Origin of the sequence: Acinetobacter sp. FL (assembly GCF_040744925.1) — a bacterium.
Classification (GTDB): Bacteria; Pseudomonadota; Gammaproteobacteria; order Pseudomonadales; family Moraxellaceae; genus Acinetobacter; species Acinetobacter radioresistens.
Genome location: NZ_CP160437.1, coordinates 696,394 through 708,717 on the forward strand (window position 1 = coordinate 696,394; position 12,324 = coordinate 708,717).

12 protein-coding genes are annotated in these 12,324 nt (G+C 41.7%); 5 read left to right on the forward strand and 7 right to left on the reverse strand.

The features are described 5' to 3' along the window. Position 1: 1 nt before the first annotated feature. Both ABZP31_RS03205 and ABZP31_RS03210 read right to left on the reverse strand, forming a co-directional pair. Positions 2 to 745, reverse strand: coding sequence for an amino acid ABC transporter permease (locus tag ABZP31_RS03205; protein WP_005015905.1), 744 nt, complete (start codon positions 743 to 745; stop codon positions 2 to 4). Between the two features lie 65 nt (positions 746 to 810). Further along, the gene (locus tag ABZP31_RS03210) at positions 811 to 1,773 is read right to left on the reverse strand and encodes a glutamate/aspartate ABC transporter substrate-binding protein (protein WP_075040921.1); all 963 of its coding nucleotides are present in this window, start codon (positions 1,771 to 1,773) and stop codon (positions 811 to 813) included. A gap of 502 nt (positions 1,774 to 2,275) precedes the next feature. Between ABZP31_RS03210 and ABZP31_RS03215 the strand changes: the two genes are divergently transcribed. The 3 genes from ABZP31_RS03215 to ABZP31_RS03225 all read left to right on the forward strand — a co-directional run bounded on the left by ABZP31_RS03215 (position 2,276) and on the right by ABZP31_RS03225 (position 4,824). Then, positions 2,276 to 3,181: an AEC family transporter gene (locus ABZP31_RS03215; protein WP_248134391.1), complete on the forward strand. Its 906-nt coding sequence runs from the start codon at positions 2,276 to 2,278 to the stop codon at positions 3,179 to 3,181. A 62-nt stretch (positions 3,182 to 3,243) separates the two neighbouring features. Beyond that, positions 3,244 to 4,272, forward strand: a complete 1,029-nt coding sequence (locus ABZP31_RS03220; protein ID WP_111280571.1) for a molecular chaperone DnaJ — start codon at positions 3,244 to 3,246, stop codon at positions 4,270 to 4,272. A 180-nt stretch (positions 4,273 to 4,452) separates the two neighbouring features. Continuing rightward, positions 4,453 to 4,824, forward strand: a complete 372-nt coding sequence (locus ABZP31_RS03225) for an endonuclease domain-containing protein (RefSeq protein WP_248134389.1) — start codon at positions 4,453 to 4,455, stop codon at positions 4,822 to 4,824. 41 nt (positions 4,825 to 4,865) lie between these two features. Here the strand turns inward: ABZP31_RS03225 and ABZP31_RS03230 are convergent, their stop codons facing one another. The 3 genes from ABZP31_RS03230 to ABZP31_RS03240 all read right to left on the reverse strand — a co-directional run bounded on the left by ABZP31_RS03230 (position 4,866) and on the right by ABZP31_RS03240 (position 9,635). After that, a complete protein-coding gene (locus ABZP31_RS03230) occupies positions 4,866 to 5,261 on the reverse strand; it encodes a VRR-NUC domain-containing protein (protein ID WP_248134387.1) in 396 nt (131 codons plus the stop codon). A 390-nt stretch (positions 5,262 to 5,651) separates the two neighbouring features. Further along, positions 5,652 to 6,623 (reverse strand): ATP-binding protein, encoded by a 972-nt coding sequence (locus ABZP31_RS03235; RefSeq protein ID WP_248134386.1) that lies wholly within the window; start codon positions 6,621 to 6,623, stop codon positions 5,652 to 5,654. A gap of 120 nt (positions 6,624 to 6,743) precedes the next feature. Next, a complete protein-coding gene (locus tag ABZP31_RS03240; protein WP_248134384.1) occupies positions 6,744 to 9,635 on the reverse strand; it encodes a valine--tRNA ligase in 2,892 nt (963 codons plus the stop codon). A 199-nt stretch (positions 9,636 to 9,834) separates the two neighbouring features. Between ABZP31_RS03240 and ABZP31_RS03245 the strand changes: the two genes are divergently transcribed. Both ABZP31_RS03245 and ABZP31_RS03250 read left to right on the forward strand, forming a co-directional pair. Next, complete coding sequence (locus ABZP31_RS03245) at positions 9,835 to 10,512, forward strand: hypothetical protein (RefSeq protein WP_248134381.1); 678 nt, start codon at positions 9,835 to 9,837, stop codon at positions 10,510 to 10,512. A 41-nt stretch (positions 10,513 to 10,553) separates the two neighbouring features. After that, positions 10,554 to 11,357 (forward strand): SDR family oxidoreductase, encoded by an 804-nt coding sequence (locus ABZP31_RS03250; protein ID WP_248134379.1) that lies wholly within the window; start codon positions 10,554 to 10,556, stop codon positions 11,355 to 11,357. 70 nt (positions 11,358 to 11,427) lie between these two features. Here the strand turns inward: ABZP31_RS03250 and ABZP31_RS03255 are convergent, their stop codons facing one another. Next, positions 11,428 to 11,865 carry a YbjQ family protein gene (locus tag ABZP31_RS03255; protein ID WP_005024928.1) on the reverse strand — a complete coding sequence of 146 codons (438 nt, stop codon included), beginning with the start codon at positions 11,863 to 11,865 and terminating at the stop codon, positions 11,428 to 11,430. Between the two features lie 21 nt (positions 11,866 to 11,886). Beyond that, positions 11,887 to 12,237 (reverse strand): YbjQ family protein, encoded by a 351-nt coding sequence (locus tag ABZP31_RS03260; RefSeq protein WP_005015884.1) that lies wholly within the window; start codon positions 12,235 to 12,237, stop codon positions 11,887 to 11,889. Positions 12,238 to 12,324 lie beyond the last annotated feature (87 nt).

Consider the following 12,324-nt stretch of genomic DNA (forward strand, 5'->3'; position numbering starts at 1 on the left):
ATTATTTGCCTCCTGCAATCAGGCCCGGAACACGTAAACGGTGTTCCAACAGGGTCATCAGTAAAATGAGGCAGACATTGATCACAATAAAAATCAGGGTCACAAAGGTATAAATTTCAATAGTATTTTGGGTATATTCACTAATGGTTTTCATCTGTGAAATGATTTCCGCTACCCCGACCAGTGAAGCAACTGAAGTGTTTTTAACACAGTTGGTCAGCTCGGAACTGAGCGGCGGCAAAATCGTCCGGAATGACTGTGGCAGAATGACATAGCGGTATAACTGTGATGTACTAAAGCCCATGGCATAACCTGCATTGATCTGGCCACGTGGCAATGCCTCAATACCGGTACGTACCTGTTCACAGACACGTGCGGCAGTAAACAGGCCCAATCCGACACTGGCCGAGATGAGTGCACTGGCATTTGAGCTTAAGTCATTCATCCACCAGTCCTTGACCGGGCCAGGCAAAAAGTTCGGGACTACATAGAACCAGATAAACAGTTGGATCAATAAGGGAACATTACGAAAAAGTGTTACATAAGCAGTGCCGATAGTACGTGCAGTCTTACTGGGCAGGGTGCGCATAATTCCCAGGATGCTCCCCAGCACCATGGCAATACTCCAGGCCACCAGCGCAATGACCAGTAACCAGCCCAGACCGATTAATACCCATTGCAAATAAGTGCTGTCACCTACACCAGTCGACTGAAACAGTACTGACCAATTCCAGCTATAATTCATGAAAACTCCTGACAGAAGCAGGCCAGAAGATATCTGGCCTGACGATGACTGTCTAAAATCAGGACTTACTGATCCCGGTCATGCGGATTGCTGATCAGGGCTTTTACTTGTTCCGACATTGGGAAGTTCAGGTTAATATTTTTTGGTGGAATTGGCTGCTGGAACCACTTTTTATACATATCGTTGATTTCACCAGAGGCATAAGTGGCCTTGATTGCGTCATCAACTACCTGTTTAAATTCTTTATCACCTTTACGCAGCATACAGCCATAAACTTCCTGAATCGGTGGTGTACCTACAATCACCCACTTGTCTGGTTCTTTGGCTTTAGACTTTTCACCAGCCAGCAGAATATCATCCATCATAAAGGCTGCCGCACGGCCGTTTTGCAGCATCAAGAATGAATCAGCATGGTCTTTGGCAGAAATAACTTCACCAATCCCCAGTTCCTGTGCATGCTGACGGATATAACGTTCAGAAGTTGTGCCGGCGGTGGTTACGACCTTTTTACCTTTTAAGTCAGAAAAATCCTTAATATCTGAGTCTTTCGCTGTAAGCAGACGAGAACCAACCTGGAAGAAACCAACTGAAAAGTCGACCTGTTGCTGACGTTCCTTATTGTTGGTGGTTGAGCCACACTCCAGATCGACGGTACCATTTGAAACCAAAGGAATACGGTTCTGGCTGGTCACCAGGTTATAACGCACTTTCAGATCCGGTTTGTTCAGTTTCTGCTTGAGAGCTTCTACGACCTTCATTTGCAAGTCATGAGCGTAACCCACCGGCTGGTTTGGATTATCTGCAATATAAGAAAATGGAATAGATGAATCACGGTGTCCTAGTACTACAGTGCCAGACTGACGGATTTTCTCCAATGTCCCCGAACCTGCTGAACCTGTATTTGCAGCATTCCCCGATGCAGCATTATTTTCACTAGCAGGAGCATTATTATTGTTACTACAGGCCACAAGGCCGAGCATCAATGTACTCAGGCACAGCACTGAGGCTGCACGTACTTTATTTGACATGGTAAAACTCCTTTTCTATTGTTGTGAGCTTGCTGTTCCTGCCCAAGATAAACACCTGAATGTTTACCTGTTTTAAACGATTAAATATTTTTATACATCTTTCAACTTATCTTTTAGCATGTTAATAATCGGTGTGGAAGATATCCACGACTGAAGTTGTAGGGACTTTTATCCAAATGTTTGTAAATAAAAGAAATTATGATGAAAAAAGCATCATTTTAAAGGGGTGTGGATGATTAGTTTTACTTACAACTGACGGCTGTAAGAGGAGCTTGATCGTGTATAGCATTTCAACTCTATACTCCGTTTCTCTCATGATGAGACTGGCTTGTTTTTATGAAGCAGGAAAAATAAAAAACTATTTTTTTACTTAGGGCTAAAAATACAGATTGTGTATCCTTTGCAGAGCTTATATGTTGTTTAAAACATTATTTATTTTTGCTGCTTGGATCAAAAATTAATTTGATACTTTTTAATGCGGCCCCAGCATATAGTATTTCACATGACACATATAATTCTGGCCCTTTTTCCGTTGGTTGCATTCATTGCTACGGGCTACCTGTTTAAAAGATATCATTTTTTAAGTACCGAATTCTGGTCAGGCGCTGAAAAGCTGAATTACTATATCTTGTTTCCGGCGCTGCTGTTTCACACTTTAGCGACTACAAAAATTGAATTTGACAGTCTGAAAATGCTGCTGGCGGCAATGTTTATTACAGTGCTGACTGCCACGATTGCCTTGTACCTGCTGCGCTATATAAAACACATTCAGCCCGCCCGCTTTGGCGTACATACACAAAGTATTGTTCGTTTTAATACTTACATCGGGCTGGCACTGGTGGCTGCACTGTTTAAACAGGAAGGTATGGCCATACTGGCGGTTCTGCTGGCAGTCTGTATACCCCTGGTTAATATCATTTCTGTGCTTTCACTGACGTCTAGCGAGCAGATGAGCTTACGGCCTGTCATTATTTCTCTGCTGAAGAATCCCCTGATCATGTCCTGTCTGGTGGGAGCAATCGTAAATGTATCAAATATTCCTCTCTGGGAAGGAGTATTTAACCTGATCAAACTGTTTTCTGCTGCAAGCCTGCCACTTGGCCTGCTCTGTGTCGGTGCAGCCTTACAGTTTATGGAAATGAAAAAAGATATTCCTGCCTTAATGCTGGATACTTTTGCCCGTTTGCTGGTAATGCCGGCGTTGGCTATAGGAATTTGCTGGTGGATGCAGCTTTCGGTGTTACAAACCCAGATTCTGGTGATTTTTTTCGCATTACCGACAGCGTCGGCAGCTTATATTCTGACTAAAGTATTAAAGGGTGATAGTCAGCTTATGGCAGCTGTTATCAGTTTACAGACCTTATGCGCTGCCATAACGTTGCCGCTTGTAATTGCTTGGGTGATGTAAAGTAAAGGTTCAAATGTGGGACTTTAAATCAGGTATAATTTTTATTTTGCTGCATTATTCATATGGCGCTTGAACTAAAAACCACACTTCAGCCCGATGTTGGGCTTTCGCCACAGCAGAGAAAGCTGAACCGGCTAATTGATAAAATTGAGCAGCAACAGCTTGAACTGAAGCAGTGGCAGCAGGCGCAGGAACAGATTCAGCAATATACCCGTCAGACTTTAATGCCGGTCTATCAAGAGTTACATGCGGTGCTGTTTCAGCAACTGGAACAGTTATGGAAACATTTGCATGAGGCAGAATTCTCCAAGGCAGAGGCGACGCAGCTGGATGTTAAAATTCAGTATCTTGCAGCTTATTTAAAAGACTCTCAATCTTTATCAAAGCAGCAAGCCGAGATTGTTGACGACATTTATAATTACTATCAACAGCATATTGAACATAGCCAAGCCAGAAAAAATAAAAAGCAAAGTGCAGAGGAAATAGAGCTATTTTTTGATGAAGAAAATAATTCGGAACAGATAGCATCTGAAGATTTTGAAGAATGGGATAGCGAAAAGTACAGCCAGACACGAGAGCAAGCCAAGCTTAAACGCCAGCAGAAAAAACTGGAACAGGCTACAAAGCTGGCCAAGCAGTCTTTAAAAACTGTGTACTTAAAAATTGCTGCAACTATTCACCCAGACCGTGAACCGGATGAAGCTAAAAAAGTAGAAAAGACTGAATTATTGCAGCGAGCGAATGAGGCTTATGCAGCGCAGGATTTATTTTATTTACTGAAATTGCAAATCCAAATTGAGCAGAATCGGGGTACTTCACAAAAGGGTTTAAGTGCGGAACAAATGAAGTTTTACCAATTGGCCTTAGATCTGCAAAGTCAAAAGTTAGATGATCAAATAGAAGAAATTATTCAATCATTGAGCTGGAATACAAAAGCCCATACAGGCAAGGTGAAAATTACCGATTTATATAAGCAAGTGGATGCAGATACTTCAGCGCTGAAGAAGCAGCTAAAAGGGGAGAAAGAACGGTTGAAGTATATGAAGAAGGTGAGTGAGGTGGAGATGTTGTTGGAGAATGGGGTTCTATAATTTTTAGTTTTCTCTCACCCCCTTGCGAAGCTGTGCTTCTCATCCCATAGGGAGAGGGAGCTGCACGTAATTTTATAATTTTATAGAATCAAAAATGAAAGTTCCCTCTCCTTGTAGGAGAGGGGTAGGGAGAGGTTATAAATTCTGCTAATCTAAATAAAATAATAAAAACAAAATCTCATGAATAAAAAGCTCGACCCTCAACTTTTACTATTTGCCAAATCCATGCGCCACACCGCCACCGATGCAGAATATTTGATGTGGCAAATACTTCGTGCTAAACGATTTATGAATCTTAAATTTCGTCGTCAGCATGTGATTAAACCTTATATTGTGGATTTTTATTGTCATGAAATTGGTTTGGTGATTGAGTTGGATGGTAGTCAGCATGGAATGGAGGATGCTATTGAGTATGATGCTGAACGAACCAAGTTTTTAGAAGCTTTAGATTTAACTGTTGTGCGCTATTGGAATCCTGATGTGCTGGGGCGGATGGATGTGGTGTTGGAAGATTTGTGGAATGTGTGTTCACAACTGAAAATAGAAGAGTAATGAAAGCTCCCTCTCCCTATGGGAGAGGGTTGGGGTGAGGGCTATTTAGAGCGCAGTTCTTTTAGTATCCAATTCAATTGATTCCGAGCAGTAGAAATAATTTCATTAAATATTAGTATTTCAACATTAGGTTCTAAGTAACGATTATTTGCTAATTCAGTTGATCTTTTACCGCCTATTAGCATTACTTTGATATCTTTATTTGTATATTTCAAAAAATCATTTCGGTAATGAATTACTTGTTGATAATCATTAAATGAAAGTGGATGTTTTGGTCTCTTAAACTCAATCAGTAAATATTCAGCATAGAAGTTTTCATTGAGCATTATATCAGGTCTCTTATCTGCTCTATCACCACAATACTCTTGATCTAAATATTTTTTTATTTGTTTCTTAAGAGTTATGTTACTGCTGAAAATTGAATATTGCGCACCCAAAAGCCACAAATTGTTTTCTAAGCTTTTATGAACTTCACTTTCAAGAGTTTTTTCATTATCACAAAGTTGTTCAAGATGATCCAGAAAAGTCAGTCTTGTTTTTGCTTGTTCTGCAACGATAGCTAATTCTGCTAAACCAAAATCTGATAAAGCATCAGCTAGTTTAGAAATATCTGATTTGTCAGCATCATTTATATAATCAAGGATAGCTCTATAATCTGATCGTTCTAATGATTCTAATAAAACATTAACAATAGAAGTAACTTTAGACTCAGGCTCATCATAATATTTTTCTAAAATAGCTTTAATCGCTTTGTCTGCAAATTGCCGCTTATATTCGGGAAGAAGTGCTAAACGGTCATTAGTTTGCTTTTGTAATCTAGCATGAGCCTAATCAATATCATGTCTATATTCTTCTCTAACTTTAGAAATTAAAATTGGTTGAAGAGTCTCTTCAAGCTTTTCGAGTAATAGACTGTTCTCGATAAAAGAGCCCCAATCAGCAGTAACATGTTCGGCTAACCAATCAGCTTCTACTTCACCATAAATTTTATCTAATAGTTTTGGAGGAAAACTTTCATGTTTATCTAAGCCAAAAAATAAAGGTTTTCCAATAACTTTTCCTTGAACACGAATTGAAATACCCGCCTGTTTTAATTTTGACTTTTCTGTTGATATAGTCAGCTGTAATTTTACGTTTCCAAATTTGTTAATTGGTATTATTTCCTCGTGATATTTACCTTTTAGGTCATCAATATCTAAAGTTTTAGAGTTTACTACGAGGTTGAAATTTTCACTTCTACCATATTCTCTAATTAAAAGTGATTTAAATTTTTCAGGATTTGGAAGGTGTAAATTTTGTTTAAAACTATTTAAGGTAATCTGAGTTCCTTTAAGTTTAGGATCACAGTCTTCAATTTTGATTGATAAATCTAATTTGCCTAGTTCTAATGAATTTAAGAGTTCATTGGCAGAAATGTCAAAGTATGAATATTGACCTTTTGCCCATGTTTCTAATTTCATATAGTCAGCAATCATTAATCCTGCAAATTTTCCAATTCCTTTTTTTCCTTTTACTTTACGCTTATATAAGTGTGTTAGTTCACCTCGTCTTTTTCGACGGTCACTTGCTATGAAAAGGTATTCATTTTTTAGCTCGAGTTCAGTCATTCCTGAACCTAGGTCTTTGATTACGATAGGTCTATTGGTCATAGCCTCATCTGGAATTTCAACAAATACTGTGTCTGCATCAGCATCCCATGCATTATCTATGAGCTCCTTTAATGCTTGTTCAGATGAGGAGTAAGATTGTGAAAGTAATGTAACTAAGCGAGCATCAATTTGGAATTTGCTTTTCTGCATGTATTTTTCAAATAGTTGTTAATTCTAATTTATTCTAACATCTAATAATTTTATTGTTTGTATTTTGCACAATAAAAATCCCCTCACTAAGAGGGGATTTTTTTGAATCAAACTACAGCCTTAAAGCGCCGCAATCTGCTCCATATTCGTTTTAATCTTCATTAACTGGTCAGCAAACTCAGCAAGTTTCACTTTCTCGCCTTCAACCACAGCAGCAGGTGCTTTCGCCACAAAACCTTCATTAGAAAGTTTAGTTGCAATTTGGTCATGCTGTTTTTGAACCTTGTCTAAGTCTTTTTGTAGACGACCCAATTCCGCTTTAGGGTCAATTAAGCCCTTCATTGGAACGTATACAGATACGTGACCAACGACAGATGAAGAAGACAATGGTGGTTGTTCACCATCAGCCAAGAAAGTAATACTTTCAACTTTTGCCAATGCTTTAAACAATGGTTCAATACGTGCAATCTGCGCTTTTTCAGCATCCGTGGTATTTTGCAGCAGCACAGGCAACAAGCGCGCATTCCCTAGACCCATCTCACCACGGATGTTACGCACCGCACCAATCAGACCTTGCAGCCATTGCATATCCGCTTCAGCTTGATCATTGATCTTCGCTGTATCTGCAACCGGGTATGGCGCCAGCATGATCGTTTCGCCAGTAATACCGAGTTTAGGTGCAAGCGTTTGCCAGATTTCTTCTGTTAGATATGGCATCAATGGGTGAGCCAAACGTAAAGATGCTTCCATTACCGCAAGAAGAACACGACGTACTTCAGCTTTACGCTCTTCAGATACATTTTCATCGTTCAGAACCGGTTTGGTTAACTCAACATACCAGTCACAGTATTCATTCCAGATGAATTCGTAAATCGCTTGCGCAGCCAGATCTAAACGATACGTCGCAAATGCTATTTGCACTGCTTGTTCCGCTTTTTGAAGACGGCTTACGATCCACTGTTCAGGCAACTCCCAAAGGTCTTGACGTGCTTCCTGCCCAATGGTCTGGCCTTCGACATTCATCATCACAAAACGGGTCGCGTTCCAGATTTTGTTAGCAAAGTTACGGTAGCCTTCAACACGCTTCATATCGAACTTGATGTCACGTCCGGTATTGGCAAGTGCGCAGAAAGTGAAGCGAACTGCATCGGTACCGTAAGCCTGAATACCTTCCGGGAATTCTTTACGGGTTGATTTTTCAATCTTCGCCGCTTGTTTCGGGTTCATCAGACCTGTGGTACGCTTTTGTACCAGCGTTTCAAGGTCTACACCGTCAATCAGGTCTAACGGGTCAAGTACGTTCCCTTTAGACTTCGACATTTTCTGACCTTCGCCATCACGTACCAGGCCATGTACATACACAGTTTTGAACGGCACCTGAGGCGTACCATCTTCATTTTTCATGAAGTGCATGGTCAGCATGATCATACGGGCAACCCAGAAGAAGATGATGTCGAAACCTGTTACCAGTACATCAGTCGGGTGGAAAGTATTTAAGAAATAGTTGGCTTTATCTTTTGCTTCGTCGCCAGTCCAGCCTAAAGTCGAGAATGTCCAAAGACCAGATGAGAACCAGGTATCCAGTACATCGTCGTCCTGGTCTAACTGAACATCGGCAGGGATATTGTTTTTTGCTCGAACTTCTGCTTCATCACGGCCCACATAGACATTGCCATCTTTATCATACCAAGCTGGAATACGGTGACCCCACCACAGTTGACGCGAGATACACCAGTCTTGAATGTTGTTCATCCACGCCATGTACATATTGCTGTACTGCTCAGGAACAAACTTAATACGGCCATCCTGCACCGCTTCAATGGCCGGTTTCGCAAGTGGTGCAATCTTTACATACCACTGGTCTGTGAGCAGAGGCTCAACAATAACGCCTGAACGGTCACCACGTGGCGCTTTTAGGTCATAAGGCTGAATCTGGTCTAACCAGCCTTCGGCTTCGGCCTGTGCAACCAGTTTCTTACGCGCTTCAAAACGCTCTAGACCAATATAGTCTGCTGGGGCAGGAATGGTTTTAGAAATTTGTTCCCCAGCTTTGGCAATATATTCAAACTCAGCCAGTACTTCTGCATTTTTGTTGAAGATATTGATAATCGGCAGTTCGCAGCGCTTGCCCACTTCATAGTCATTGAAGTCATGTGCAGGGGTGATTTTTACGCAGCCGGTCCCAAAATCTTTTTCTACATATTCATCGGCAACCACAGGTACTAAACGACCAGTAATCGGTAATACGATATTTTTACCAATCAGGTGCGCGTAGCGTTCATCTTCAGGATGTACAGCAACTGCCGTATCACCCAGTAGGGTTTCTGGACGTGTAGTGGCGACCACCAGGTAATCATGGCCGTCTTGGGTGCGCAGCGTTTTATCTTCAAAGAAATATTTAAAGTGCCAGAGGGAACCTTTTTCCTCAACCGATTCAACTTCAAGATCAGACAGGGCCGTTTGCAGTTTCGGGTCCCAGTTCACCAGACGTTTACCACGGTAGATCAGGCCTTCTTCATGCAGTTTTACGAAAACCTCTTTAACTGCATTGGATAAACCGTCATCCATGGTAAAGCGTTCACGTGACCAGTCTACAGAAGAACCCAAACGACGGATTTGACGGGTAATGTTACCGCCAGACTGTTCTTTCCATTCCCAGACTTTCTCGATGAACTTGTCACGGCCCAAGTCATGACGGCTAATATTCTGTGCTGCCAGCTGGCGCTCAACCACCATTTGGGTTGCGATACCAGCATGGTCCGTACCTGGCTGCCAAAGCGTATTTTTACCTGACATACGGTTATAGCGAGTCAGGGCATCCATAATGGCATTATTAAAACCATGACCCATGTGCAAGCTACCAGTGACATTGGGCGGCGGAATCATAATACAGAATGACTCACCTTTTTCAGATGGCTTGAAATAGCCACGTTCTTCCCAGGTCTGGTACCATTTTTTCTCGATCTCGGTTGGATCGTAGGTTGTTGCAATATTCTGAGCTGAATCGGTCATAGTTTTAAGAGATCAAAAGCTAATAAAAAATTGTATTCATTGTAGCAAAAAAATATCTGTTTTTAATGCAGTAAAACCCGACAAATAATTTTGTATTTATGCTGAAACACGGTAGATTTAAGCTGCTTTAAGTCCGGATCGAGGCCTTTAAGCATTTAGATAAAAAATATAAGTAGTGAAAAATAAGGAAACAACCTTCATGAGCTATGCTGTATTTCTCAAATTGAGTGAATCCTCTTACAGCCGTTTTGAAGTTATTCGCATGCAGTTAAATGCCGGGGTAAAAGCAAGTCAGGCTGAAATGCTGGGTGGGGTACTCAGCGAAATTGCCTGTGAAATTATTGAGCAGGCCTTTAGTGAACTGATTTTAAAGCAGGCCAATAGCATAAACGCTGAGGATACAAAAGAAATTAAAGAAAACCGGCAGGTGGTCAGGCAGATACTGGAAACTTTACGTAAATACCTGCCTTGGGCGATTTCATTTTTTAGTAATGAGCGCCTGCTGCCACTGGTCAACTATTTTGCAGGACTGATCTGTGAACATGACCGGCAAATCTGGATCCGCTATGACGTACATATGCAGCTCATGCAGGATGTACTGGAGACCGTTGAACAGATTCGTGCAGGCCAGCTGAGTGCAGTGCCACGAGCTTTTGCCTTGCTTATTCATATTATTGATGTTGGCGTAACCTGCCTGATCCGTGAACCGAAGAAGCAGCTTAAATTTAATGTATTTATCGACAAGACCTTAAGCGGCGTAATTCATATGACTACCCATTTAGGCTATAAACGTCTGGAAAAAATTGGGACTCAGCTCCAAAAGGAACAGGCCAATGCATACATTGAACATTTCATGGGCTTTATGCAAAAAGCCTGATAAAAAGTTGTTAACTGACCAGGAATAAAAGGCAGAGAAAAATGGCAAGTCCGCAATTAAACAATAAAATCGTCTGGATCACTGGCGCATCTTCAGGTCTGGGTAAGGCGCTGGCACAAGAATGTGCAGCTTTAGGAGCAAAGCTGGTCCTGAGCGCGCGCCGTTATGATGAGCTGGAAAAAGTTCGTCTGGCTTTGCCAAATGCGCAAGATCATCTGGTTGTTCCTATGGATATAACAGATGAAAGTCAGGTACGTCATGCTTATGATCAGGTAGTGGCTGCTAAAGGCCGCATTGACTGGCTCATCAATAATGCAGGCCTCAGCCAGCGCGCCTTGATTCAGGATACCACCATGCAGACCGAACGTGCCATCATGGAAGTCGATTATTTCTCACAGGTATTTCTGACCAAAACAGTCTTGCCCACTTTTATCCAGCAGAAGTCTGGACAGATTGCCTTTGTCTCAAGTGTAGCAGGACTACTGGGTACTCAGTATCGCGCGTCCTATTCGGCGGCCAAGGGAGCAATCCATATGTGGGCCAATAGTCTGCGTGCTGAAGTCGCTCAGGAGGGTATAGGCGTTTCTGTAATTTTCCCCGGTTTTGTGAAGACCAATGTGTCATTTAATGCCTTGAATGGAGAGGGCAAGCCACAAGGTCATCAGGATGAAGCAATAGAAAATGGTCTGGAACCACAACAGTTTGCCAAAATTACGGTTGAGGCCTTACTGGCTGGGGAAGAATATATTGTCGTAGGAGGCCATAAGGAAAAGCTGGGCGTACTGGTATCTCGCCTATCACCCAAGCTGCTATATAAAATGATCCGTAAAATGAAAGTAAAGTGACCTGTGCTTCTTTTTTGGAGAGCTGGGGGGAGAACTGCAAATCCTGTTCAGTCCCCCTGCTAAAAATGACTTATGTGGTTTTAATTGCTGTGCCGTAGGCAAATACTTCAACCATGCCACCCTGCATTCCGAGTTCAGTGGTACTCAGGCGTAAACCCATGATATGGGTTGCTCCTGTACGCTGAGCTTCTTGCTTTAAACGTATAATTGCCTCACGCCGAGCTCTTTCTACAATACTTTCATAAGCAGTGAGCCGGCCACCAAAAAAATTCTGAATATTGGCAATCACATATTTAAAATAGTCATGTGAGATGACTACATTGCTCGAGACGAGCTGTCCGGTATTCAAAGTGGTATGAAAGCGCTGATTATCAACAGTAATATGTGCCAGCATATTTTCTTTTTCTTCAAGTTCACGCAGATGTTTGTATTCGACATGGCGTCCAAATGCCCAGCCAATCACGAACAGCACTATAAAAATTCCGATCTTAAAAATCAAAGCGTCCATAACCCGGCATCCTGTGTGATTTTATGAAGAAAACGGATCTGGAATTGAAGGTGCAACTGGAGTTACGGTGACTGCAGTCCCATATACGAACAGTTCAGAAGCACCTTGTGCTATATTTGAGGTAGAAAAACGAATCCCGACAATTGCATTAGCACCCAGATTTTGGGCTTTTTCAATCATGCGGTTCATGGCTTCCTGACGGGATTCTTCTAATAATTCGGTATAACCTTTAAGTTCTCCGCCTACAATATTTTTCAAGCCAGCCATAAAGTCACGTCCGACATGCTTGGAGCGGACCGTGCTGCCATAGACCACATCAATTTGCCTGGTAATGTGGTGACCCGGAACAGATTCTAGATTGCTTAATAACATCTTATTTTCCTTTTGTTCATAATTGAAGATAGAAAATTTGGACTTGAAAAGCAATAAAAAAGCCCACCGAAGTGGGCTCTCTTATAA